This is a genomic window from Gemmata palustris (assembly GCF_017939745.1).
Classification (GTDB): Bacteria; Planctomycetota; Planctomycetia; order Gemmatales; family Gemmataceae; genus Gemmata; species Gemmata palustris.
The window spans coordinates 1,621,069-1,642,305 of the sequence record NZ_JAGKQQ010000001.1 but is presented as its reverse complement, the minus strand read 5'-3'; the positions used below and the strand labels follow the sequence as shown (position 1 = coordinate 1,642,305).

The following is a 21,237-nucleotide window of genomic DNA, read 5'->3' as shown; positions in this document are numbered from 1 at the left end:
ACACCTCGTATGGGGGAGTGGTCACGCGACCACTTACGGGTACACGACCGGGTTCCCGCCCAGGATGCCGCCGGAGCCGGAACCGAGACCGGGGAGGCCACCGCTGCCCGGATCTTGTTGTAGACCAGAACCCGGCACGGCCGGTCTCGCTCCGCCACTGAGCGGGTCTTGTGGCTGGCCCCCGCCGGTGAGTATCCCGTCGCCCGTGAACGGCGTCTGCCCCCGGTTGACGGGCGCCCCGGCCCACAGGATCTCGTCTGAGAAGTTCCGGGTCGTGCTCAGCGACACGTCCTGCAGTTGCGGGGACAGGAACGGCGGGATCGGGGCCGCGAGCGAGACGATTGTCGGGTCGATAACGCCATAACTGTAGTGTCCGGCGACTTTGTGGACCGGCATCACCCCGTCCGGGGACAGTTCGACGTTGGACACCGTCACCCCGCCGCGAAGGGGCACGAAGTTCGGGTCTTTTGACTCGAACGTGGGGAGCACCGGCGGGGCACCGGTTCGCATCGCCACCCAATCGACTTCGAGCGTCATGGCCCCGCCGTGTACCGTCACGGCTTTGGCCTTCTTCCCGTTCGGCCCGACGCCAGTCGCGGGCATCATCACCACGCCCGTATCGAAGGCGTAGGACGAGGTGAGCTCGTAGGTTTCGTAGGGGGCCGTGTCGGTGTACGCGGTGGCCCCGCGGGTCGATAACGTGGTGTCACCAATGGTCAACTCGAACCCGGCGGCCCGGGTTTCGGCGTCCGCCAGCATCTCCCGGTTGGGTTGGTCGCCACCCTTCGCGGACCGCAACTCGGTCACGATCACTTCGGCCGCGGCACACGGGTCTTTAAACACCGCGGCGACCAGTGCCGTGAGCCGCTTGCGGATCGGCGGGGCGAGCCCGGGGCGCCCCTCCTGGATGCCGGGCATCTGCCCGACCGACGGCATGACGGCCGGACCGGGTGGCTTGCCCAACGCCGCAATTGCGGCCCCCGCCGCCGCACCTATGAGCCCGGCCGTGAACCCGCCGACGGGCGAGAGTTGTGCTTGCATCGCGACCTGCACGGACGGCGACTTGAGGTCTTCGCTGAACGAGCCCCACGCCATTGGCACGCTCTCGAACCGTTCGCTCCGAAGCTTGCTGTAACACATCGACATCGCGACGTTGAGCAGATCCTTGCGGCTCGTCCCCTTCTGGCCGGTGAGCGTCAGTTCGACCCGCCCGGTCCGCCGGAACCCGGGCTTCGGGCACTCGATCGTAAACCGCCCGTTCCAGTCGAGGGCCGGGAACGGGGGCATGTAAGCCTGCTCCATGTCGTCGAACGAGAACGCCAGCTCGGTCCCGTTCGGGTGCAACGTGTACTTCGCGGATTTGCGCTTGTAGTCCGGGAGAATGGGCGGCGTCACTTGGTCACGGAAGTTGTCCGCGGACTGGAGCAAATCGCCCCGGACGACCAGCTTCCCGTGCGTGCTGATGTGCGAGTAGTTGAGCTCGTCGAACGATTCGCTCTGCTCCCATCGCAGACTCACTACCGGATCAGTCAGGGCGTTGTTTCCGCAGTCGTAAGTCGAGATTTTGTACCCCACGTCGATGAAGAACGTGCCGGGGTTGATTTCGGTGATCGTGGCCGGCTGGATCGGGTTCGGCCCCAGATCTGCGTCGGGCCGCCCGTCGATCGGTTGCCACTGGATGATCGGGACGCCGTTCACTTCGTAGTAGATCGACCGCCGGGGCATGTTCAGCATGTGGCGGATGTCGGCCAGCAACAGGGCCGAGTTCGTCGGGATGGTGCTCTGAAGTGACGCGATGCCCCGAGCCCGGATCGTGCTCGTATTGCAGACCACGTCGGTGCCGCCGACCGAGTCACGCTTGGTGTCGAACTGTACCGAAGCGCTTTTGAGGAGATGGAACCGGATGCCGTTAACGGTGAGTACGCTCATGAGATATAGTACGCGACCGTCTGCGTACTATATCTCATGGCGACCGAGTGGTCGCGCGACCACTTTTGAGGGGCGATCATGGCCGTTGACGGGTACTGCGTGAACGGTGCGGCCCGGGTCCAGGTCGGGACCGGGAGCGCTGGGGCGTTGGAGTTGCTGGGGTACACCGACCGCGGTGTGCAGATCGACATCACCGAGTTGAAGAAGGACATCGTCACGGACATCTCGGGTGAAGCCCCGCAGGACGTGCAGGATATGAGCATGACGGCCCGAATCGTGGTCAACCTGATCGCGATGGACCGTGCCGTGTTCAAGAAGCTGCAAGGGCGTGGCGACCGGACCACGCCCGGGTTGGCGAACACGGCCGGTCTGGTGCTCGGTGCCGGCGGGTACCTGTTCCGCGTCGGGATCGAGTCGCCGTTCGACGAACCGTGGTCGTTCAACAAGTGCTTCATCCGCCCCGGGTACGGCACGACGCTCGCGAGTGCCGCCAACCCGTTCCGCATCGAGTTCCAGGCGATCCCGTGGGCGGCTGCCACCGCCGTTACCAACAAGGACACGCCGCTCTGGACCCGATCCCTTTCCTGAGTTTAATCCCCATGCTCAACTGGATTCGCCGCCTGTGGCCCCGGGGCCATAGGACGGTCTACTGCTTCCACGACGGTACCAAGACGCGGTACGCCGATCCGCTCGTCATCGCCCGGGAAGTCGAGCGGCTGTGCCCCGAGTACACGACGCTGCTCGGGTTCCTGGCGGAAGATCACAGTTTCGCGGGCGACTCCGGCCCGGTGGTGGACGACCTGCGACAGCAACAGAAGGACACGCTGGCCAAACTCGTGAAGGTGGCCCGTGAGGTATTCGGGGTTCAGAAGTCGCCCGACCCACTCATGGGGTTCGTGCTCACCGAAGCGGCGAGCTTCAAGTTGCTCGGGGACTGGCTCGTGTGGATGAGCACCGCCGCGGAAGACGCCCGCCCTTTCTCGAACTGGCCGTCGCGGGCCTCACCTTCGATGCCGCCCGACTCCCCTACCGGCTCCTCTGCGGGCTCTGGTTCTATCGAGAAGACGTAGAGCGGCAGTACGAGAAGCGGGCGAACAAGATCGCCGGCCGGATCGCGACCGAAATTGCCCGGGCACTGTGAGGTAACGAAATGGCCGCGACTCTCGACGACGTGCTGGACGAGCTGAAGAAGCAGGTCAAGTTGGCGACCGTCGCCAACACGATCGCGGCCGGCACGCAGCAACTCATGACGCAGGCGATGCCCGCCGGTCTCGTGGCCACGCCCCAAGCGGCACCGGCACAACCGCCCGCCGGTACTCCTTTACGTCAACCGCAACCCGGAACCGCCCCGGCCCCGCACCACAACCCCCAACAGCAGAACCAGCAGCAACAGGGCGGTCAAGGGCAGCAGCAGAACACCACCCGAAAGCGGCGGGGCAAGAAGTCCTCTCAGAGCTTCTGGAGCCGCGTGAGGGGCGGGATCGGCAACAAGATCAAGGGCGGGCGGCTGGGGCGAGCGTACAAGGGCGGGCAGAAGGGCGTCGGTTCGTTCCTCGGGGGCAAGGGGCCGTCCGGTATGGGCGGGCTCGGCGGGGTGTCCGGTGCCGCGGCCCGACTCGCAGGCCCGGTCGCGGTTGTGGCCGGCGTTGTTCAGGGGTTGAATGAGTTTAGGAAGGCGATCGTGCAGGCCACCGACGAGCAGCTCTCCGCGGCACGGAAGCTCCGCGACGTGAGCGGCCAGATGGATGTGATTTTTGCCCAGGCGGACATCAAGGACGCGATGCGGGGCATGCGGCAGGGCCGAGCACAGGCGGCCAGCACGGAGGCACTGTCGAATGCGGACCAGCGTCGCAAGGACGCAAGCGAAGGGCTCGAAAACACGATCACCAATGTAAAGAACGACATTCTGACTGTACTGAATGACTCGATCACACCCGCGATGGAACTGCTCAGTGATGTGGCCAAAACCGTTTACGAGTGGATTACCCGCGAGGAGTGGAAGAAGAAAGATGAGCAGGCAATAGGACTGGCTGGAACCATGCAGGCCGCCGAAGCGGAAGCCGCCAGGATCGCGGCCGAGGGGCGACGGCTGATGGATCGTGCCAGGGCCGCGAGCGGAACGTCTCGTCCGGGCGGGAGACTACCCTAACGCCCGGTCAGTGCCTTGCGAACGCGGCCCAGCAGAATCAGGTTCTTCTCTTCCCGCTTGATGCCGCAGCCGATGGCGAAGCGCTCGGAAGAGAAACTACCCTCACCCATCGAACCGGACACTTCCTTAGCTTCTTTCGCACTAGAGCAGAGGTACACGATTATCGCAGCGTTTTCTTTGGGATTGTAAAAGGCTGATGCCGGTCGGCCGGGTTGATCGTAAGCGCCACCGTGCTTCACCTCCACTTCGACGCCCTTCTTCTTCAGGTGCTCCGCCAAATCTCGATGCGTCCAATCATCGAGCGGGACTCCGTCTTTCGCCAGCTCTACCGAATTGGCCGCCGGCCGCTTAGCGTGCGTCGCATCGCGGCCCGATATGGCGACGATCACGATCACCACGACAACGACCGAAAGAACCAGCAACGCCACTATTCCCAGAACGGCGGACCGCCGGGCCTTCCGTTGGCGGTTCGCTCTGCGTCGCTCGATCAACTCCTCGTACTCTTCATCCGCGTCCACTCTGAGCCCTCCTGAGATGCCCACAGTGTCTCCATTCGCCCGCCGATCCGCAATCTGAACACTTTTTCACACCTCTGGCGATTGTCATTTTGCCCCTTAGAGCAAGTGGTCGCGCGACCACTCTGAATCTCACCGGGTTGAGTTTTTCAGGCTCTTCCGATGGAGTCCGTGCGCCGCTAAAAGTGGTCGCGTGACCACAATGGACACCTGCTCAAAATCCCGGTCTGCAAATCAGGGATTTCCCCAAATTCTTTCACCTTCCGCGTTTGATCGACAGTCGCCTTCCGAAACCTGTTTGTCGCAAGGGTTTGTGTCTCGGCGATTGGCTGAGCCTTCATGCGGGCGTGTGCCGTGACTCATCTTGCGTGCCAAGTGCCTGTTTCCGTGGCCTTCTGAAGCCACCCAGTGATCGAATGGTCCAGCCTATTATTCGGTAGAGGCCCATGTACGCCCGGTCATTAAGGCAGAGGTTCGCAATGAGCACTGCGGTACTCGTTAACCGTGTTCTTCAGGAGTCGCTTTTGTCGCTGAGTGGAGCGGCACGGCTATTCCCGCCGTTGCGACAACATGCAGCCGTCCGAGCGTCCACCATCTGGAGGTGGGTACGCGAAGGTGTGATGACACCGAACGGCCGCGTGAAGCTGGAGGCCGTTCGGTGCGGGCACGCCTGGATGACGTCACGGGAGGCGGTGGCGCGATTCATCGAAGCTCAGAACCAATCTGCGGGTCACGCAGTGCCTGTTGCGAACGTGGCTGATGCCAACGGCGATCGCGAAGCGGCAGCAGTCGCAGTTTTGATTGGTATGTGATGTGAAAAGCGAGACGGCCGGGTCGCCAAACCCGGCCGTCTCAATGCTCCCGGAGCCGACCAAAGCACCAAGGAAGTCAATTTCATGTTACGCTCGCACCTCCGCGATCGGAGAAGATTTCCAGATCCGTTTGCAAGATTTGGTCTCTTCGCCGGCCCGCCCGAGAACACCACGTCGAAAAAACCTGTCGCTTCGTATCCCGGTGGAGCGGACGCGGTCCTCGCTGCGGCCTTCGCGTCCCGGCATGGGCAGCGGCTACACGAGCTCTACTGCGGGCGGCACAGCTACCGGCACCAGGACCACGCCTTGCTCGCTCTGGCCCGCGGGTTCGCGTTCTGGGCGGGGACCGACGAGCGGTTACTTGAACTGCTGGTCATGAGGTCACCGCTTGCGGGCGTCGTGTCGATGGCGTCGAAGTGGTTCGCTGGTCGGCGGTCCCGGCATTGGGGCTTGGAGCGGGTCGTCCGCCCGGCAATCGCCTCCCGACGGTCATTCTGGGGACAACGCTTCCACTCACCGACACGCACCTCAACATTTTGTGGTGGCGTTACTGGCACCGGCACCAATCGGACCGCTTCACCCACGGAACAGGACGCTTCCACGGCCCATGCCTTTAGGGTTGAAGAAAGAGAACCTCACCAACCGGAAGCCCCGTGTGCCTTCGCACAAGCCGTGCGACTGGCGACCGCTGATGGCCTGCCCCAAAGCCTGTTCGAGTTCGCAGTCACGATCCTGCGGCACCTGTCCGGTGAGGTAGCAGGACGCGAATTCCATGTCGGTACTCAGCAACTGGGCTCCGCACTCGGATGTAGCCGACAGCATGCCGGCCGCATCCTGCACCAAATCGAAAACGCTGGCCTGATTCGCCGGCTCGCCACCGGAAACAACCTGACCCATCGTGTGAGCCGATTCGAGTGGCTCACTCAGCCTGATCAAGACCACACCTACGCCACTTACCATAAGGAGCGGCACGTTGAACACCACGCAAATCGAAGCTGCAGACATTGCACTGAACAAGGAGTTCAAGGGCATGACCTTCCCCATCAGCTCAGCTCATCCGGCCGCAAATCTCTTTCCGTGGATCGAGGACGTGCCGCTGCAAGAACTGGCCGACTCGATCGCGGTCAACGGCCAGGAGGAAGTGATCTTGCGGCTTCCGGACGGGCGGATAATCGACGGTCGCAACCGCGAACTGGCCTGCCGCATCGCGGGCGTGGAGCCGCGGTACTCGACGGTGGACATGAGCGAGGAGGACGTGTTGAGGTTGATCGTCGCGAAGAACATACACAGGCGTAACCTGAGCGAGAGCCAGCGGGCCATGATTGCGGCCGAACTGACGAACCTGCGACCGGGCCGGCCCAAAACAAATGGGACTCAAGTCCCAATTACCCGGTCCGAGGTTGCCCAGCATTTCGAGGTATCGAGGAAGTCGGTCCAGAGGGCGGCGAACGTCCGCGAGAACGCGCCCGAACTGGTCGAGCCGATCCGCGAGGGACGGCTCGACGTGACCACGGCCGATCGGGTCGTGAAGCTACCGGCCCAGGAGCGTAAGCAAATCGCGACGGCAGTCGATCCGAAGGCAGAGGCCGCCGCCGCGTTGAAGCGTTCCTCTGGGGAATCCCCCAAACCAAACGCAGCGGAGGAGTCACCGGTAATTGGGACTCAAGTCCCAATTACCCAACCGATGGGCTTCGTGGTTGTGAAGGATGCCAAAGGGCGGACGGTGCCTTTCAAGCTCGCGTTAGCATTCCAAGAGAGTAGGGCATTCGTCGCCAATCTACGCGCGAATCACACCGAGTGGCTCGAGGCGATCCGGCGTAACGGCGAGCGGAACGGTTGGGGAGCAGGTTTAACTCCGATGATCCCGAACCTGGAAGATGACTACAAGACGTTCGCTCAAGACGTGGCTTCGGCCGTTCCCTACTGCGTGTGCCCGCATGTGAATGCGGCGGGCGAGCACCACCCGGGCGGCAAGTGCAAAGTGTGCGTCGCCAACTGCGGGTGGTTGAGCCGCCACAACTGGCACACGCTCGGCGACTCCGTGAAGAAGCTGATTGATGAGTGGGGCGTTCACCCCGAAGCCACGGCCAGCGAACCGCCGCCCATCGTAACTCCCGCACCGTCGAAGCCGCGGGGCCGCATCGTGAGCAGCGACCGTGGAGGTGTTTCGTGACGGCCACGCAGCTTCGGGCGGCCCTCACCGACGCGGGCGTGAGCCTGTTCGTCGAAGGGGTCGCCCTTGAGTTCGAGGGCGACGTTCCCGAGACGCTCGGACCCGCGATGGTGCTACTACAGACCGGGCTCAGGGCACTGATAACGGGCCGGACGTGGTGGGGTGGGCGATCGGATTCGCCGCGGATCGAGGAGTTGCACCCGGGCCATCTCATACCCGACGGCGTGACGCTACTGTGTGTCGAGGGTGACGGCTCAGGTGGCTCATCGTGGGATCGAATTCATCCGGCCGCGAGGATCGACTACCCGCACCTGTTCGTTACGAGCGTAGTGCCGAAGCGAGCGCCGATGACGATGGAAGTGGATGCCGAGAGCGAGACCGCGGCGTGATCGTGATGCAGTCACGATCAGAAAGCAATCGTGAACGTACCCTCTACCCCAACGTACCAAAAATTGCAGCGGGCAAGGATATCGCGACCGATTAGCCCCTCAATCCCTTCGGCAGGATGCCAACAGTCGGTTTCGATAACGTGAGTTTCAGGAAACTGGTTTGCGCGGCCGCTTGCGACGAGCGCCAAGGCAACGAGATGCACGTCGCACAAATGGGGACGATCAGGAGGAGTAGAAGGTGTGAGTATCGAAATCCGGTCGATGGGGCGCAAATCGAGAGCTTGGAACACACGGGGTGAGAAGCCGGATTGGTGGGCACCGGTATCAATCAACACGCGAACGTGAACGGCTTGTGGGATGGGAAAACCGCTGGACTGGAGCCTCTTGGCCCGTACCGATGGAACGCCAATCAGGACATCGACGACAGCCCCTCCTGATTCGATCGGGCCACTCACCGTGGGCATCGGATGTTCCGGGAAAAGTACTTCGGCTCCTCGTGCGGCGAGATCCGCTTCGCGAGGAAAGCAGCTGCGAGACCGAACATTTCGTATCCAGCGGCTAACGCATCTTCTTCAGTTTTGTAGACCCCAGCAACGGTGACTGGGCTTCCTCCAATGAGTACGTACCGGCCCACATTTGCTGGATTGATGAGTAGGCCAGGAAGTTCCCGGTCGAAGGTCTCCAGCTCCTTCTCAAGTGCCACACTCATGCCCTCCATTTTGACCGACTTGCCTGCCCGCGTCCAGTAGAGGTTATCGTCGTGTCAGTTCGTGTGGGTTACGAACTGGGCATGTGGTTGTCGGAACAGGTGTGGCGGACTTGCGGCGGCGTTGGGTTAGGTCGATTTTGACTTGTGACAATGACGTGTGATCCCATCGGGGATCTTCCGGGTCGGCTCGTTCCGGTCTGGTTTCGACCGGCTTCCTTTGCGGCCTGGAAGCCGCGTACTGCTTGCCGTCCCGACCCTGAACCTTCGGCGGGTCAGAAGCGGGTTCCGTTTTTGGTTCGGCTTCAGGTGAGGCATGTGCCTCACCTGTTTTGAGGTCTCGTCTCACCGTCGCCTGATCTACCCCCACCGCGTCCGCGATCGCCCGCGTGCTCAGCCCCTTCTCACGCAGCCGCCGCACACGCTTGGCACGCTGCATCCTGTCCTCGTGCCCGGCGGTTCAACCCACAACGGAAGCTGCGGGCAGTTCGAGTTTCACGCCGGCGATCCTCGCCAGTTCATCATCGGACACCACGGCGGCGGATGCGACGATGGCGAGCAACTCCTCGTCGGTCATGTCCGTCACGGAGCGGTGCCGCTCGTCCCGGATCGAGACCTTCTTCTCCGGGTACAGTCCCAACAGCTTCGACTTGTCCCTTTCGAGGCTCGCCGCAGTGCTGATGGCACTGAGCACCGTTGCCTCCTGCCCGGGGCTGGACTCGGCCTTGCTCGCCACCTTTAGGGCGCGTCCGATGAGCCGCTCACGCCGGTTGACGGCCTTCGCGAACTCGGCCCCTTGGTGCTTCTGGCCCTCCTCTCGCCAGCGGTCGCGGATCAGATCGACGTCCTGATACGCGGTCGATTGGCTCACCCCGAACTTCTGAACCGCGGCGGCAACAACTTCCTTCACGGACCGGCCATCGAGCAGGGCCTGCTCCATGATCTCCAAGTGCCCCTCGCGTTCCTCGTGCGTCCTGGCTCCGGTCGGCATGGCAGTTTCCGGTTGATTCAGAAGAAGTGAACGAATTGCCCCTATCCCCATCGTAGCAGCGTACCGAAGCCACTGCGTCGCGGCTCTTTCGGGATAGACACGAAAACTTCGCCGGACCGCCCCTACCCCGGCGTGGTCACGTGACTACAGGCCGAGCGTGGCCATTGCCCGCGAGCGGGCGGTTTTGACCTGATGAATGCTTAACCCAACCAGTTTCCCAATTTTGGACGGCTCGTCGGGCGTGCCGTCCAGTCCGAACGTCCTCTCCACGACGATGCGTTCCACGACGGACAATTCGTTGACCCACTCGCTGACACCTGCGGGCAACTCAACGGGCTCGCGGGCCGGAACGAGGTCGAGCGTGTCGTCTCCGTCCTCGTCCACCTGGACCGGTTGCCGGTCGAGTTTTTCCTTTTGCTCGCCGACCGCACGGAATATCGACCGCTTGACCGCGGTCCAGGCGTATGTGCGGAAGTTCGCGCCCCCGCTCGGGGACCACGCCATGACGCACCTCCACAGCGTGTACAACCCGACACTCGCCACGTCATCGAATTCGACGCCCGCGGGCAGACGGAGCCGCCACGTCTGGTCGAACACCTGGAGCCGGTACCGTGTGACGAGTTGGTTCGCCGCGTCGCCGTCGCCGGCCTGGGCACGTAGAGCCAGTTCCGCATCGGAGGGTTGGGGAGTTGCACGCATGGGATGAGCCGGGGAGGTGGGATCGTGTGGCCCATTTTACGCCGCGTGTGAACGGCTGTGCAATGCGAGCCGAGTGGAAATGTGGGAGCCGGGAAGTGGTCGCGCGACCACTTGGTCGAAAAAGAGGAGGAGGTCGAGGGAGGGCGTTCAACAGGAGAAGTGACGGACTCATGTGCGTCGAACTGGTGGTTCAGATGTTCGGCAGGTTGCGGGACGTGAGGAGCTTGTTCAAGTCGATCTTGCGGTAGTACGTCATCTTCTTCGTGGGCTTGTACGCCGTGATCTCGCCTTCGTCCGACCACCGGTGGATCGTCTGCCGTGTCACGCCGAACAGTGCTGCGACCTCGCGGATGTCCATCCACCGGTCGCCTTTGGGTAGCGGGATCAGGGGTAATCTCGGCATGTCGAAACCTCTAACGTGGTGACAAGAAACGAACGCCCCCGGGCCACTCACGGTGGCCTGGGCGGGCAAGAAGGTAACGCGCGAGGTCACGAAAAGGGAAGGCGCGTTGAGGTGGTGAGGATGAGGGTGAGTTGGGTGAGGTGGGGATAACCCAAAAAGTGAGCTCGTTCAGCCCGCGGGCTTCGGCTTCGGGGGCCACTTCCCTTCGGACTCGAGCCGCATCCGAACCGCGTCGTTCACGTACTGCGTGAAGTCCTGAGCCAGCTCCGCAGCTCGCTCCTCGGCGATGTTCGCTAGGGTGATGCGAATTCTCGCCTGCTTGTACGGCTTGCGGTAGGTCTCTGGGGATGCCTTGGCAGCATCCGTTTTCTTTTTTCGTCCCATACGTCCAGTATCGGCGACCGCTGGCGTCATGCAACATCTCCTCGAAGTGATCCACTTTATTATTCGCTCCCACTGGATTGCATCTCAGATATTTTTTCACATCTAAATTGACACATGCATTCCACTGGTATACCATATCGACAGTGGTGATGGTTGTTCCGGCTGTTCCGAACGGAGGGCTTGAGATGACCCGCAGCGAACTGGACCGCGAGTTCATGGGTTCTGAGTGGGAGATCGGCCACAGCTACGGCTCGGAGGGGCCGGGCTGGGTGACGGCAATGACGCTCGTCCGGCTCAACCTGGGCCGCGACCTGACCGCCCGAGAGCGGGTGCTGTTCGCCGACGGGTGGCGGGCCGGGTGCCGCGACCGGGCGGCCTGGAAGGACGACATGCGGGTGCGGGCCGACGAACCGGCCCTCGCGGACATCCCCTTCTGATCCCACACCCAGACCGGGCTCACTGCCCGGTCCCCTTTCGGGGAACCCGCCCGATGACCGCGACCTACACGGACCTGCTGCCGAAGCACGAAGGCCCGCAGATGACGCTCCTCTGGAGCCCCGGCATCATCCCCGGGTGCGGGGTGGTGGAGATCCGGGGTAAGCGGGACGCGACCACCTACGCGGTGGTGGAACTGCCGACCGATTGGAACGGCCGGGCGTTCCGACTGGAGAAGGTCGCAGGCGAGGGCACCGACGCGACGGAAGAGGTGTACTCGGTGTTCTGCTCGAACGATCGCCGGCAGCACCGGTGCGAGTGCCGCGGGTTCTCACGCTGGCACCACTGCAAACACATCGACGCGGTGACGACGATCATCGCGAACGGCTGGCTCTGAGGACACGAACATGACACGCAGGATTCCCCCGCCGAGGAGCACCCGCGGAACCGACGTGGTGCGGTGGCGTCGCTGGCTCCGGCGGTCGTTCATGGTCCGCATCCAGGACGGCCGCGGACGCATGTCGGTGAGCCCGGCCGAAGCCGAGCGGATCATCACCCGAGCGGCCCGACGCTACACGATCCACTTCGACGACGGGGACTTTCTCGCGGTACCAACCAACTGGCCGAACCCTTAACCCATTCCGAGGACCGATCATGAAGAACGCCACAACGAGCAAGGCGACCGTGCAAAGTGGTCGCGCGACCACCCCGCGGCCGAACCCGAAGACCAACCCGAAGCGGCCCGTGGTTGGGGTGGTCTTCAACTGCCCCATGTGCGGCGGTGACGCCACCATCACGGGCACGGGGCCGAACCGCGAGTTCACCTGCCTCGACTGCACCCGGTTCACGATCGCCACGGGCGACTGAATCGCACGGCCCCGGCTTCATCCAACTTCCCCCACTCACAAGGAACTTTGCCATGACGACCGAACCGGTCGCGGGGGCACCCACGCCCGCACCGACCGCAACCCCGGACTACGCGAACCTGATCGCGGCCCTGAAGTCGTTCGACGCGGGCGACATCAAGCAGGCCGCCACGGACATGATCGAGGGGCTCCAGCTCCACATCGACCGCGGGCTGAGAACCCCGGAAGACCTCTGGTACAAGGTGGACCGCGTCGCCGAAGTGCTGCGGTTCGCGTGGATGCTCGAAATGCCCTTGGAGAACGCCGACATCGTCATCGACCCGAATAACCGCAACGGGGGCCGGAGATGAACCCGCTGAAGCTGACGCCGGTCGGGTGCGAGGAAGCGTTACGGACGCTGAAACCCGATCGCCTCTGGTGGCTCGTCAACAATGGGATCAACGCTCTCAGCGACTCGCTGGAGAACATGGGCCACGAGAACGCGGAACTCACCGAAATCGAGAACCTGCACATGGATCTGCTGGCCGTCGCCGAACTGGTCCGGGTCATCTGGATGCTCCGCGATCCGCGTCAGGCGACCCGTTCCGGGAGAAATTGGGACTGAACCGACTCCCTCACACGACACCAAACCGAGAGCCCATCATGGCCACGATTCTAATGAACCCGCCCACGCCCAACGCCTTCGCCTCGTTCTACTCGCTCTCCCCAACGGAGCGGGTGGCCGCAGCGGTCCGCCTCGTCGCCGTGCTGAAGCGGGAACGCCGCCGGGTCCAGAAGCTCCACGCCGAGGCCATCAAACGCGACATCGTGTTCGGCTGCCAGGGCGGGGAGACGGACGACATCCACTGCCACCTGCTCACCCTCACCGAGTGGGTCATGTGGCTGGAGAGACGCTACGGGTTCACGCCCGTCGAACCTCCCCGTCCACTCCTTGCCCACCTCCGATCAGAGCGGCGGGAACAGATCGGGCGAGACGAGCGGCCGAAGGTCGAACGCAGGCCGGGCCGGTTCTGAAGTGGTCACTCATTGAAACGCAGAGGGCCGGCGGATCGCTTCCGCCGGCCTCGTTCGCACGCTCACTCTTCTTCACCGGGCGGTTTGAAACCAAATCTGTGTTTCGGCTTGCTCGGATCCAGTTTCGGAAGTTTCATCAAGAGCACGTTAATCTGGCTCACATTCTGAATTAACTCGATCGGGTTGCCATCCTCCGTTATGCCGTAAAAAATAATCAGTGAGGGATTTTGGTAACCGAGCCCGGTGATGTGGAACGTCAGCGACGGACCAAAGTTTACTAGCCTCGCCCCAACCTCGTGCTCGGCGTCTAGGCGAGCGTCGAATTCCCGGATCATCTCGCCAAGGTGCTTGTAAAATTTGCTTGCGTAATTAACCTCCGCAATTTGTTGAGCTAATGGCTTAATATTTTTCAACATGTCAGTATTAAAGGAAGGCGTGAAGCCACTGGCTAAAGCTCTCCTTATTTCGTCGTTCATAACCAACCCTACAGAGTTACGGAATCTGGGACACCGTCGCAATAATCTACCAGATGTGCGAATGGCGATCTACGGACAATCCCTGCATTTCCTTGATGGCGTTTGTAGCCACTTGCAACGAGTGATGCGATGGGGTAGAAGGGTGTGATTCCCCTAGTTTCTCTGGCCTTTGCGAGTGGTGAACGGAGTTCCACAGGTAGCCTCCGGAGCCGAAGGTTACAGGTTCAACTCCTGTCGGGCATACTGATACAAATCTTTGCCGGAGAGCGATTTACGCTCAACCCGCTCGCGCGGTGCGGGCCTTCTGACTGACCGGTTTTTGGGTAGTCACTACCCACGAAGCAGGCACGGAGGCTGCAGCATGTCCAAGGTCCGCGTCCCCGAATTAAAATTCCACAAGCCCACGAACCAGCACTACGTGTGGTGGAGCAAGGCCCGTGTGCATCTCGGGGCCGATCCCGAAACCGCCCGGGCGCGGTACCCCGCGGGCCGCGACACGACCACCGGAAGCGGCCGCGCTCGACGGACCCGTTGTGGTGTGAGGGGCCGACATGACCGCGTGGGTCCGGGGCATGGCCCGGCGCCTCTCCCGGCACCGCACTGTGACTGGTGCCCGAAGTGTGGTGAGCACCACATCCTGGTAGTTCACGAGATCGTCGTCGAAACCCGGGCGGATGTCGAGCACGTGCGAGCGCTCAACGCGCGGATCGGGCCGCCCTGAAATTCGCTGCGCGGGTATCCATTCGCATCAAATCCACCGTGAGATGCAGTCGTGAGCCGGAACCGCGTGGCCAAACTCGAGCGCTTCGTCCAGGAACGCCTCTGCCGGGGCGGTCGGGTCGATACAACGCCGAACCTAGACGCGACGGACATCGAGTTCGACCGATTGAGCCGTGCCGAACTGGAGGATCTGAGCGAGTTGATCCGTGTGATTACCGAGCCTCCGTGTTCCCGGTGCGGACGAAGCGCTCGTGACCTCGCCCGCATGACCGACGAGCACTTGAACCGAGCGCTCACACTACTGCGGAAGTTGTTCGGGTACGCGGCTCCCCAGGGCACTTTGGCCGCGACATTGGATTAGCCGGGAACGAGTTAATTTTTCATCTTATCCGCCTTGTTCGCCTCCTCGGGGCTGAGCAGCCCGTCCTTGTCCAGATCGAGTTTGTCGAACAGTTCGGCCGATCCCGTGAACTCGCGGCGCGACACAAAGCCGTCGCCGTTGCGGTCCATTGCCTTGAACCACGCCGGACCGTCGCGCCGGGCCGATCCCAGCGGGTTGATCGGGTGCCCGCGGCTCACGGTCAAAATGAGTTGGCGCGGGAGCTTCCCCGCATCGAATCGGCTATCCGAGGCGATACACCCGGCCCCCTTCACGCGGTCCCACGCGCCCCGCAACTCGGGAACCGACAGCGACCCGTCGTGGTCGACGTCGAGCAACTCGAACAGGCCCGCGCCGTGATCAAGGACCGTGAGGAGCGCGTGACCCGCCGCGATTTGGTCCTGCAAATTGAGCCACGCGACGAGTTCCGCCCGGCTCAATTTGCCGTCCCCGTCGCGGTCGGCCGCGTAAGAGATGCTGCAATTCCGACTGGTTCCGCTTCGCGATCTCGCTCTCATCAACGAACCCGTCGGCGTTGGCGTCCGCGTCGGTGAAGCGTCGGCTGCTGGGTCTGCACGGTCGTGGAGAAGGACCGGTCGATGGAGGCGATGATCAAGAACGACGAAGAGAAGCAGTGGATGACACCGCTCCTCGAACTTCGCAACGAGATGGACAAGCCCGACGACCGTGACCGCCGAGACTTCCGCCGGATGAACGGAAGCGTGCAACTGTTCCACGGGAGATCGATCCCTGGGCCTTACGTCAAAGAGTGGCGCGAACGCTGGCTCCGTCGGCTTCTAGAAGCGCAGCAGAGCATCCGCACCAACGGTCCCGAGGATTTTCGCGAAGCGAACCTGATCACCCCCGAAGAATTGCACGAGATCCGGCGCATTTGGCTTTACGAGAAGCACGAATTCGACGATAGTCTCCCTCAAATTTACGAGGAGGTAGTTGGCGCCCCGTTCTGCAAACGCGACGACGACGAGAACTCTCTCGGCGCCGACGACTGGGCTCTCTTAAAGGACATATGCAACGGGGACCAAGCGCTGTTCGACCTCCAAGTCGCGCTCCTCGGAGTCGAGCGCGAATACCGCGGAATGTCGCGGAGGGCCGGCGTCTTCGACGCGCTTGAGGACAAGCTCCGGACGGGCCTGTACGGAAGCGAAGAGGAGGCGGTGAAAATCCTGAGTGAACGGCAACAGCGGTTGTCGTTGGACGTGATCGACCTCCCCGAGCAATCGGAGATCCCCGAGCCCACGGACGGCCCATGATCCTCGAAGAACTTTGTGTGAGTAACTTCTGCCTCTTCCGCGGACGACAGGTGATTGACCTGCGGCCCGGCGGACGGGGCGGGTTGATGCGCCCCATCGTCCTCTTCGGTGGCATGAATGGCGGGGGCAAGACTACCCTGTTCGACGCGATCCAGCTCGCCCTTTATGGCACGCGCGCGCGGTGCTCAAAGCGCGCGGGCCGATCTTACGACGATTTCCTGCGCGCGTCCATCAACAGCTCCGTCCCTCCGGGAATTGGTGCCGGGGTCTCGCTCACGTTCCGGCTCGCGGTAAACGGCGAGCCACACTCCTACGAGGTGCGCCGTGACTGGCGCGTCCACGACGGACGGATCAAGGAGGATCTGTACGTGGCTCAGGACGGGGTGGTCGACACCGCACTGACCCGCCAGTGGTCGCAGCTCGTGGAGGAGCTGGTTCCGATCGAGATCTCGCAGCTATTTTTCTTCGATGGCGAGAAGATCCGCTCTCTGCTGAGGACGCAACGAGCAGCGAAACCCTTGGGACGGCGATCCGCGCGCTGTTGGGTCTGGACGTCGTCGAGCGCCTCATCGCCGACACTTCTGTCCTCCAAACGCGACTCGCCAAACACTCGGGAGAACCGGGGAAGGCGAACGAAGTCGGGGACTTGGAACAGGCCAGGAATTCCGCCCGCGACGACCTGAGCCGCGCGCGTCAGGAACGAGCCAGCCTTGAAAACGCCCGGCTGCAAGCAGAAGCGGCCCTAAAAGGAGTTGAAGAGGAATTTTCGCTCGTCGGTGGGCGGCACTGGGAGGAGCAGCAGGAGCGGCGCACAAGTCTCGCAGAAGTTGGGCAGAAGTGCTCGGCTCTGGAAACTCAGCCTCTTTCGCTCTCGGCTTCCGAACTCCCGCTCGTCATGCTCCCGGACCTGCTCGCGGCCGTCGCGGAACAAGACGCGCTCGAACGCGTTGCCGCCGAGTCGGCCTTCGTCAGAAACCTGCTCGTTGAGCGCGACGAATCGCTTCTTGCCGCCCTCGCAAAGAGCCCCGAGTTCACACGCACCCGGATAGCGGTGTTAAGTAAGCTCATGTCCGAAGATCGAGAGAGCCGCGCCCCGGGCGGTGCTGTCGAAACGAGGGTGTCGCTCCACGATTCAGTACGAGGGCAACTGGCCCATCTACGGGAGTCGAGGCTCGAAGAACTGAGCGAACAAGCCGCGCTCTTGATCGAGCAGTGGCAGCAGGCGATTACGGACCGAGAGGACCTTGAGCGGCTGCTCGCTGCAACCCCGAACGAGACGGATATCGGCGAGGTAATGTCGCGGCTCAAAACGGTGACAACAGAGCTTGCCAAACTCGACCAGCAAGCCGCCGACCTCGACTCTGACATCGCGGAGAAAAAGCAGGCGCACGAGACCGCCGAGCAAAAGCTCCTCAACCATTTGCGAACTTCTGCGAAAGAAGGTTTTGCGCAGGAGGATCACGTCCGGATGGCGGCCCTCGCCTCACAGACGCGAGAAAAGATGACGGAGTTCATGCGCCGAGCGACCGAGAAGAAAATTGACCGGCTTTCGGGCCTCATCACTGACTCGTTCCGTTACCTTTTGCGCAAGGAAAGCCTCGTCGAACGAATCCAGATCGAACCCAGCACTTTTGCCGTCACGCTGTTTGATTCGCGGGGAACGTCCCTGTCGCGCGATCGGCTCTCCGAAGGTGAAAAGCAAATCTTCACGATTTCTATGCTCTGGGGGCTGGCGCGATCTTCCTCGCGGCCTCTCCCGGCGGTGGTGGACACCCCGATGGCACGTCTCGACTCGGCGCACCGCACCAACCTTATCGACAGGTATTTTCCGAAGGCGAGTCACCAGGTGATCATTTTCTCGACCGACACCGAAGTCGATCGCGAGTATTACGCTAGGCTCCAGCCTGCCCTCGCGAGGGCGTACCACTTGCGACACGACGAGAAAGAACACTCTGCCGTCGCCGAAGAAGGCTACTTTTGGAAAGAATGACCCATGAGCATTAAACAAGTTCGGGTCTCTTCCCAAGGGAAGGACCAGCTCTCGCGGCTCAAAGCTAAGTGACTGTCCCATATGCCTCGAAATCGCCGTATTTTCGAGTTGTCACCCACGATTTCTCAGGCTTTTTCGCACATATGGGACAGTCACTAAGACCGGCATCCAGCAGTGGAACATCCTCTGCCGCTGGGCGCTTTGCATTTCGTTGCGTCAACCAACCCCACCGACGCTAATTGATGCACCGGCCGACAGCAACGTCGAGATGACGTGGCAGACGTTCGGCGGGGAGGCCCACGAGTTGTTCTTGGCCGTTTTGAAGGAGCGGTGCGTCCGTGACGGTTTGGGTTGTTCAGATGAGGTCGTCGGGAAACAGTTCCGCCTTCATCTCCATCGTGGGCTTAGCTACTTGGCAACCCCTCACGCGATCCGCAGCATCGCCGACCTGGTTAAAAACGCAATCGCTTCGGAAGATGGATCACGGGGTGAGAAGTAACCGTCGACGAAAACGCTGGCCAAGCTTCTGGAGGTGCGCTACTGTCGCCCGATGCGTTACTACGACCTTTAGCGACACTGGACCAAACGGATCGAACCACACCTCGGCGACCGCAGGTTGAACGCCGTCCTCATCCGTGACTTCAACAAGTTCACCTTCGGCCGCTGGCGGAAGCCCTTCACGCTCGGTCAATTCCCTCGACACTTTGAGTCGTGCGGCTGGTCAGACGACCATGTCGGCCGCGAGCCACGCTACTGGCGGTACGTGAAACATTCGGCCTGCCACTGGCTCGTGAATTTCAACCTCCGTCTCGCGCAGATCATCGCCCCTGACCGCCCGTGGAGGATCGTCACCAGTGATTCGCATTCGACCGTGTGGGACGGGAAGGAGACGATGTTCGAGTTCAACTTCCTCGCGCTCGGCATTACTGCGGACGATTGCTTTGCGCTGGCAAACGGGAAGCACCTGCCGCCGGGGAAAGAGTTGAAGGTGTACTTCACGATGCACTACAGCAAGACCTGAGACGAGAAAGTGCTGGTCACGTTTTTGAAAGTGCGCTAGTGTCGGCGGGTGCAGATCCCTTTGACCCGTGGCTTCGTGGCCCTCATTGATGACAAAGATTACCCGCTGGTGAGCCGCTACAAATGGCACGTCCACGAAGACGACTCGTCCACGGAATCGAGATTCTACGCCCACACCAACGTCCCAAAAACCGCGAACCGCCCGCGCACGAAGCTTCAGTTGCACCGGCTGATCATGAACGCCCAACCGGGGGAAAAGATCGACCACAGGTCGGGTGACGGTCTCGACTGCCGCCGTGCCAACCTGCGATCGTCCACCGACTCCCAGAACGGAGGCAATCGCGGCAGTTTCACGGGCACCTCGAAGTACAAGGGCGTGTCGTGGAGCGCCGAGAAGCGGGCGTGGCGGGCGGCAATCTACCACGACGGGCGGACGCGGTTCCTCGGCTACTTCGGGTCAGAGGACGAGGCAGCAACCGCCTACGACAGAGAAGCCGTTGCAATCCACGGCGAGTTCGCGCGGTTGAACGATGTCTCCGACCGAACAGGTCCAATCACATCCCCCGCGAATCTTTTGGGCCGCACTTCGTAACCGCGTCCCTCAAGTGGTCACCGTCGGTGGAGATCCCCTCGTAGTGCTTGCACAGCATTGTCCCGTCCTTGTGGCCGAGCAGGGCCGCCACGGTGATCGGGTCGTGTCCCTCCTTCAGCTTCCGCGACGCAAAGCAGTGCCGCAGATCGTACATCGCGAACCGGGTCTCGCCCTCACGGGCCATCTTCGCCCGCTTCTTCCGCAACTCGACCAGCTTGGTCTGGTGGGCCTTCCGGGCCACCGCGAGCGCCACTGGGTCCTTGAAGTTACGCCGCTCGAACCGGGGCAGCCGCGGCACCTTCTCCTCGATCCCCGCCAGCTTTACGAGCAGCCGCTGGAACCGGCACACGATGGCTTGTGCCTCCCACGGGTTGCCGTCAGTGTTCAGGAACAACGGACCGGTCGGGCGCAGCTCCGCGAGCCGCTTCACGATCGCGGTGGCACCTTCGGATAGGTAGCTCACCCGCCATCGCTTCTTGCCCTTCGCCTCGGCCGGCGGGATCTCGACCCGGTGCTGTTCGGGCTTCAAGTGCCGGGCCTCGATCAGCCGCGCCTCATGCGGGCGGCACCCGGCCTCGTAGGCGAACGTCAGCAGGTCGCGGAACGGGTCGTCCTTAACGTGGCCGAGGAGCTTCTCGAAGTCATCCGGGGTCATCCGGCTGTCGCGCTTCGTCGGCGTCGGCTTCTCGATCCCGCGAACGGGGCTGACCGTGATGTACCCGAGTTTCGCCGCCCAGTTGAACGGCCGGGTCACCGCGACAATCGCCCCGCGCTTCTGGTTCGCGCCCCAGGTCGATTTTCCTTCGACCCACTCCACGATGTGGAACGGACGCAGTGCGTCGGCGGCCATCGTGCCGGCGGTCTTCAGGTGGTCACAGAACGTCTGGATGTGCCCCTTGGACCACTCGTAGGTGCGCTCGGACCGGTGTTTCTGGCACCAGTCGAGGAACTTCTCGAACACCTCGGCGACGGTGAGCGGCCCCAGAGTGCTTTGTGTAGAAAGAGCGGGGGATTCTGTGGGTGGGTCGTCGCCGCGAGCCATCAGCTCGTGGAACCGGCGGTCGGCCTCTTTTTTGTCGGAGCCGAGGTTGTGGCTAGTGCCGTTGATCGTGACGAAGAAGGCGTTCCGGTCTTCGCGGAACCAGGGTTTCGGAGCGCGGGCCATGAGAAATACCCCCGAAGGGAAGCGTGGTGGAGACACGACAACCCGTCAGGGGTATTATTCTGTACCGCGATTCTGTACCAACTGTCCGTTGCGGAAAACCGGGCTCTCGCGAAACCCTTGATTTTCCAGAGTGGGCAGTCCCGGGGTTGAACCGGGGAC

General features: G+C 62.3%; 32 protein-coding genes and 1 pseudogene. 21 read left to right on the top strand and 12 right to left on the bottom strand.

Features of this window, described 5'->3' with window-relative positions:
* Positions 1–33: 33 nt before the first annotated feature.
* A complete protein-coding gene (locus J8F10_RS06680; RefSeq protein ID WP_210653072.1) occupies positions 34–1,929 on the bottom strand; it encodes a hypothetical protein in 1,896 nt (631 codons plus the stop codon).
* 78 nt (positions 1,930–2,007) lie between these two features.
* Here J8F10_RS06680 and J8F10_RS06675 point away from each other — a divergent pair, with 78 nt between their 5' ends.
* The 3 genes from J8F10_RS06675 to J8F10_RS06665 all read left to right on the top strand — a co-directional run bounded on the left by J8F10_RS06675 (position 2,008) and on the right by J8F10_RS06665 (position 4,078).
* Positions 2,008–2,517, top strand: coding sequence for a hypothetical protein (locus J8F10_RS06675; RefSeq protein WP_210653071.1), 510 nt, complete (start codon positions 2,008–2,010; stop codon positions 2,515–2,517).
* 11 nt (positions 2,518–2,528) lie between these two features.
* Positions 2,529–2,999 (top strand): hypothetical protein, encoded by a 471-nt coding sequence (locus J8F10_RS06670; RefSeq protein WP_210653070.1) that lies wholly within the window; start codon positions 2,529–2,531, stop codon positions 2,997–2,999.
* Positions 3,000–3,079: 80 nt separating this feature from the next.
* Positions 3,080–4,078, top strand: coding sequence for a hypothetical protein (locus J8F10_RS06665; RefSeq protein WP_210653069.1), 999 nt, complete (start codon positions 3,080–3,082; stop codon positions 4,076–4,078).
* Here J8F10_RS06665 and J8F10_RS06660 read toward each other — a convergent pair.
* Positions 4,075–4,596 (bottom strand): hypothetical protein, encoded by a 522-nt coding sequence (locus J8F10_RS06660; protein ID WP_210653068.1) that lies wholly within the window; start codon positions 4,594–4,596, stop codon positions 4,075–4,077. The two genes, J8F10_RS06665 and J8F10_RS06660, sit on opposite strands and share 4 nt — an antisense overlap.
* Positions 4,597–5,039: 443 nt before the next feature.
* Between J8F10_RS06660 and J8F10_RS40675 the strand changes: the two genes are divergently transcribed.
* A complete protein-coding gene (locus tag J8F10_RS40675) occupies positions 5,040–5,405 on the top strand; it encodes a DUF1580 domain-containing protein (RefSeq protein WP_390891100.1) in 366 nt (121 codons plus the stop codon).
* A 576-nt stretch (positions 5,406–5,981) separates the two neighbouring features.
* Here the strand turns inward: J8F10_RS40675 and J8F10_RS06650 are convergent.
* The gene (locus tag J8F10_RS06650; RefSeq protein ID WP_210653066.1) at positions 5,982–6,302 is read right to left on the bottom strand and encodes a hypothetical protein; all 321 of its coding nucleotides are present in this window, start codon (positions 6,300–6,302) and stop codon (positions 5,982–5,984) included.
* A 76-nt stretch (positions 6,303–6,378) separates the two neighbouring features.
* Here J8F10_RS06650 and J8F10_RS06645 point away from each other — a divergent pair, with 76 nt between their 5' ends.
* Positions 6,379–7,578: a ParB/RepB/Spo0J family partition protein gene (locus tag J8F10_RS06645; protein ID WP_210653065.1), complete on the top strand. Its 1,200-nt coding sequence runs from the start codon at positions 6,379–6,381 to the stop codon at positions 7,576–7,578.
* Positions 7,575–7,967 (top strand): hypothetical protein, encoded by a 393-nt coding sequence (locus tag J8F10_RS06640; protein WP_210653064.1) that lies wholly within the window; start codon positions 7,575–7,577, stop codon positions 7,965–7,967. Before J8F10_RS06645 ends, J8F10_RS06640 begins: the two co-directional genes overlap by 4 nt.
* A gap of 17 nt (positions 7,968–7,984) precedes the next feature.
* Here the strand turns inward: J8F10_RS06640 and J8F10_RS06635 are convergent, their stop codons facing one another.
* The 6 genes from J8F10_RS06635 to J8F10_RS06610 form a co-directional block, all read right to left on the bottom strand.
* Positions 7,985–8,431, bottom strand: coding sequence for a hypothetical protein (locus tag J8F10_RS06635; protein WP_210653063.1), 447 nt, complete (start codon positions 8,429–8,431; stop codon positions 7,985–7,987).
* Positions 8,419–8,670 (bottom strand): hypothetical protein, encoded by a 252-nt coding sequence (locus J8F10_RS06630; RefSeq protein WP_210653062.1) that lies wholly within the window; start codon positions 8,668–8,670, stop codon positions 8,419–8,421. The genes J8F10_RS06635 and J8F10_RS06630 overlap by 13 nt, the downstream gene beginning before the upstream one ends.
* Before the next feature lie 463 nt (positions 8,671–9,133).
* Positions 9,134–9,664: a hypothetical protein gene (locus J8F10_RS06625; protein WP_210653061.1), complete on the bottom strand. Its 531-nt coding sequence runs from the start codon at positions 9,662–9,664 to the stop codon at positions 9,134–9,136.
* A gap of 144 nt (positions 9,665–9,808) precedes the next feature.
* The gene (locus J8F10_RS06620) at positions 9,809–10,363 is read right to left on the bottom strand and encodes a sigma-70 family RNA polymerase sigma factor (RefSeq protein ID WP_210653060.1); all 555 of its coding nucleotides are present in this window, start codon (positions 10,361–10,363) and stop codon (positions 9,809–9,811) included.
* A 190-nt stretch (positions 10,364–10,553) separates the two neighbouring features.
* Positions 10,554–10,766 carry a helix-turn-helix domain-containing protein gene (locus tag J8F10_RS06615; RefSeq protein ID WP_210653059.1) on the bottom strand — a complete coding sequence of 71 codons (213 nt, stop codon included), beginning with the start codon at positions 10,764–10,766 and terminating at the stop codon, positions 10,554–10,556.
* 168 nt (positions 10,767–10,934) lie between these two features.
* The gene (locus J8F10_RS06610; protein ID WP_210653058.1) at positions 10,935–11,150 is read right to left on the bottom strand and encodes a hypothetical protein; all 216 of its coding nucleotides are present in this window, start codon (positions 11,148–11,150) and stop codon (positions 10,935–10,937) included.
* Between the two features lie 185 nt (positions 11,151–11,335).
* Between J8F10_RS06610 and J8F10_RS06605 the strand changes: the two genes are divergently transcribed.
* Genes J8F10_RS06605 through J8F10_RS06575 form a run of 7 tightly spaced genes read left to right on the top strand, consistent with a single transcriptional unit; the run spans position 11,336 to position 13,465 of the window.
* Entirely contained in the window at positions 11,336–11,587 is a 252-nt protein-coding gene (locus tag J8F10_RS06605) for a hypothetical protein (protein ID WP_210653057.1), read from the top strand.
* A gap of 53 nt (positions 11,588–11,640) precedes the next feature.
* Entirely contained in the window at positions 11,641–11,982 is a 342-nt protein-coding gene (locus tag J8F10_RS06600; RefSeq protein WP_210653056.1) for a hypothetical protein, read from the top strand.
* 10 nt (positions 11,983–11,992) lie between these two features.
* Positions 11,993–12,220, top strand: a complete 228-nt coding sequence (locus J8F10_RS06595) for a hypothetical protein (protein ID WP_210653055.1) — start codon at positions 11,993–11,995, stop codon at positions 12,218–12,220.
* A gap of 19 nt (positions 12,221–12,239) precedes the next feature.
* Positions 12,240–12,452 carry a hypothetical protein gene (locus tag J8F10_RS06590; RefSeq protein WP_210653054.1) on the top strand — a complete coding sequence of 71 codons (213 nt, stop codon included), beginning with the start codon at positions 12,240–12,242 and terminating at the stop codon, positions 12,450–12,452.
* Between the two features lie 52 nt (positions 12,453–12,504).
* The gene (locus J8F10_RS06585) at positions 12,505–12,801 is read left to right on the top strand and encodes a hypothetical protein (protein WP_210653053.1); all 297 of its coding nucleotides are present in this window, start codon (positions 12,505–12,507) and stop codon (positions 12,799–12,801) included.
* Positions 12,798–13,055, top strand: a complete 258-nt coding sequence (locus tag J8F10_RS06580) for a hypothetical protein (RefSeq protein ID WP_210653052.1) — start codon at positions 12,798–12,800, stop codon at positions 13,053–13,055. The genes J8F10_RS06585 and J8F10_RS06580 overlap by 4 nt, the downstream gene beginning before the upstream one ends.
* 38 nt (positions 13,056–13,093) lie before the next feature.
* On the top strand, positions 13,094–13,465 hold the full coding sequence (locus J8F10_RS06575; protein WP_210653051.1) for a hypothetical protein: 372 nt from the start codon (positions 13,094–13,096) through the stop codon (positions 13,463–13,465).
* Positions 13,466–13,527: 62 nt separating this feature from the next.
* Here the strand turns inward: J8F10_RS06575 and J8F10_RS06570 are convergent, their stop codons facing one another.
* The gene (locus J8F10_RS06570) at positions 13,528–13,941 is read right to left on the bottom strand and encodes a DUF6173 family protein (protein WP_210653050.1); all 414 of its coding nucleotides are present in this window, start codon (positions 13,939–13,941) and stop codon (positions 13,528–13,530) included.
* A 361-nt stretch (positions 13,942–14,302) separates the two neighbouring features.
* On the opposite strand from J8F10_RS06570, the gene J8F10_RS06565 reads away from it, so the two are divergent.
* Both J8F10_RS06565 and J8F10_RS06560 read left to right on the top strand, forming a co-directional pair.
* Positions 14,303–14,662, top strand: a complete 360-nt coding sequence (locus tag J8F10_RS06565; RefSeq protein ID WP_210653049.1) for a hypothetical protein — start codon at positions 14,303–14,305, stop codon at positions 14,660–14,662.
* 51 nt (positions 14,663–14,713) lie between these two features.
* On the top strand, positions 14,714–15,022 hold the full coding sequence (locus tag J8F10_RS06560) for a hypothetical protein (protein ID WP_210653048.1): 309 nt from the start codon (positions 14,714–14,716) through the stop codon (positions 15,020–15,022).
* An 11-nt stretch (positions 15,023–15,033) separates the two neighbouring features.
* Here the strand turns inward: J8F10_RS06560 and J8F10_RS06555 are convergent, their stop codons facing one another.
* Positions 15,034–15,558: a hypothetical protein gene (locus tag J8F10_RS06555; protein WP_210653047.1), complete on the bottom strand. Its 525-nt coding sequence runs from the start codon at positions 15,556–15,558 to the stop codon at positions 15,034–15,036.
* 63 nt (positions 15,559–15,621) lie between these two features.
* Between J8F10_RS06555 and J8F10_RS06550 the strand changes: the two genes are divergently transcribed.
* From J8F10_RS06550 to J8F10_RS06525, 6 genes and pseudogenes are all read left to right on the top strand, one after another.
* Positions 15,622–16,311, top strand: a complete 690-nt coding sequence (locus J8F10_RS06550) for a hypothetical protein (protein WP_210653046.1) — start codon at positions 15,622–15,624, stop codon at positions 16,309–16,311.
* Positions 16,308–16,781: pseudogene (locus J8F10_RS38510) on the top strand (AAA family ATPase); the annotation flags it as partial. The gene J8F10_RS06550 and the pseudogene J8F10_RS38510, both read left to right, overlap by 4 nt.
* Entirely contained in the window at positions 16,721–18,301 is a 1,581-nt protein-coding gene (gene dndD, locus J8F10_RS06540) for a DNA sulfur modification protein DndD (RefSeq protein ID WP_315854081.1), read from the top strand. The pseudogene J8F10_RS38510 and the gene dndD, both read left to right, overlap by 61 nt.
* A gap of 211 nt (positions 18,302–18,512) precedes the next feature.
* Entirely contained in the window at positions 18,513–18,800 is a 288-nt protein-coding gene (locus J8F10_RS40670; protein WP_390891099.1) for a DndE family protein, read from the top strand.
* A 117-nt stretch (positions 18,801–18,917) separates the two neighbouring features.
* A complete protein-coding gene (locus J8F10_RS06530) occupies positions 18,918–19,322 on the top strand; it encodes a hypothetical protein (RefSeq protein ID WP_210653044.1) in 405 nt (134 codons plus the stop codon).
* 60 nt (positions 19,323–19,382) lie between these two features.
* Positions 19,383–19,913, top strand: coding sequence for an endonuclease (locus J8F10_RS06525; protein WP_210653043.1), 531 nt, complete (start codon positions 19,383–19,385; stop codon positions 19,911–19,913).
* Here the strand turns inward: J8F10_RS06525 and J8F10_RS06520 are convergent.
* On the bottom strand, positions 19,876–21,078 hold the full coding sequence (locus J8F10_RS06520) for a tyrosine-type recombinase/integrase (protein WP_210653042.1): 1,203 nt from the start codon (positions 21,076–21,078) through the stop codon (positions 19,876–19,878). The two genes, J8F10_RS06525 and J8F10_RS06520, sit on opposite strands and share 38 nt — an antisense overlap.
* Between the last annotated feature and the right edge of the window lie 159 nt (positions 21,079–21,237).

Coding starts and splice junctions, on each gene's coding strand:
- J8F10_RS06680 (WP_210653072.1), bottom strand. CDS start 1,929: ATGAGCGTACTCACCGTTAACGGCATCCGGTTCCATCTCCTCAAAAGC.
- J8F10_RS06675 (WP_210653071.1), top strand. CDS start 2,008: ATGGCCGTTGACGGGTACTGCGTGAACGGTGCGGCCCGGGTCCAGGTC.
- J8F10_RS06670 (WP_210653070.1), top strand. CDS start 2,529: ATGCTCAACTGGATTCGCCGCCTGTGGCCCCGGGGCCATAGGACGGTC.
- J8F10_RS06665 (WP_210653069.1), top strand. CDS start 3,080: ATGGCCGCGACTCTCGACGACGTGCTGGACGAGCTGAAGAAGCAGGTC.
- J8F10_RS40675 (WP_390891100.1), top strand. CDS start 5,040: ATGTACGCCCGGTCATTAAGGCAGAGGTTCGCAATGAGCACTGCGGTA.
- J8F10_RS06650 (WP_210653066.1), bottom strand. CDS start 6,302: ATGGGTCAGGTTGTTTCCGGTGGCGAGCCGGCGAATCAGGCCAGCGTT.
- J8F10_RS06635 (WP_210653063.1), bottom strand. CDS start 8,431: ATGCCCACGGTGAGTGGCCCGATCGAATCAGGAGGGGCTGTCGTCGAT.
- J8F10_RS06625 (WP_210653061.1), bottom strand. CDS start 9,664: ATGCCGACCGGAGCCAGGACGCACGAGGAACGCGAGGGGCACTTGGAG.
- J8F10_RS06620 (WP_210653060.1), bottom strand. CDS start 10,363: ATGCGTGCAACTCCCCAACCCTCCGATGCGGAACTGGCTCTACGTGCC.
- J8F10_RS06615 (WP_210653059.1), bottom strand. CDS start 10,766: ATGCCGAGATTACCCCTGATCCCGCTACCCAAAGGCGACCGGTGGATG.
- J8F10_RS06610 (WP_210653058.1), bottom strand. CDS start 11,150: ATGGGACGAAAAAAGAAAACGGATGCTGCCAAGGCATCCCCAGAGACC.
- J8F10_RS06605 (WP_210653057.1), top strand. CDS start 11,336: ATGACCCGCAGCGAACTGGACCGCGAGTTCATGGGTTCTGAGTGGGAG.
- J8F10_RS06600 (WP_210653056.1), top strand. CDS start 11,641: ATGACCGCGACCTACACGGACCTGCTGCCGAAGCACGAAGGCCCGCAG.
- J8F10_RS06595 (WP_210653055.1), top strand. CDS start 11,993: ATGACACGCAGGATTCCCCCGCCGAGGAGCACCCGCGGAACCGACGTG.
- J8F10_RS06590 (WP_210653054.1), top strand. CDS start 12,240: ATGAAGAACGCCACAACGAGCAAGGCGACCGTGCAAAGTGGTCGCGCG.
- J8F10_RS06585 (WP_210653053.1), top strand. CDS start 12,505: ATGACGACCGAACCGGTCGCGGGGGCACCCACGCCCGCACCGACCGCA.
- J8F10_RS06580 (WP_210653052.1), top strand. CDS start 12,798: ATGAACCCGCTGAAGCTGACGCCGGTCGGGTGCGAGGAAGCGTTACGG.
- J8F10_RS06575 (WP_210653051.1), top strand. CDS start 13,094: ATGGCCACGATTCTAATGAACCCGCCCACGCCCAACGCCTTCGCCTCG.
- J8F10_RS06570 (WP_210653050.1), bottom strand. CDS start 13,941: ATGAACGACGAAATAAGGAGAGCTTTAGCCAGTGGCTTCACGCCTTCC.
- J8F10_RS06565 (WP_210653049.1), top strand. CDS start 14,303: ATGTCCAAGGTCCGCGTCCCCGAATTAAAATTCCACAAGCCCACGAAC.
- J8F10_RS06555 (WP_210653047.1), bottom strand. CDS start 15,558: ATGAGAGCGAGATCGCGAAGCGGAACCAGTCGGAATTGCAGCATCTCT.
- J8F10_RS06520 (WP_210653042.1), bottom strand. CDS start 21,078: ATGGCCCGCGCTCCGAAACCCTGGTTCCGCGAAGACCGGAACGCCTTC.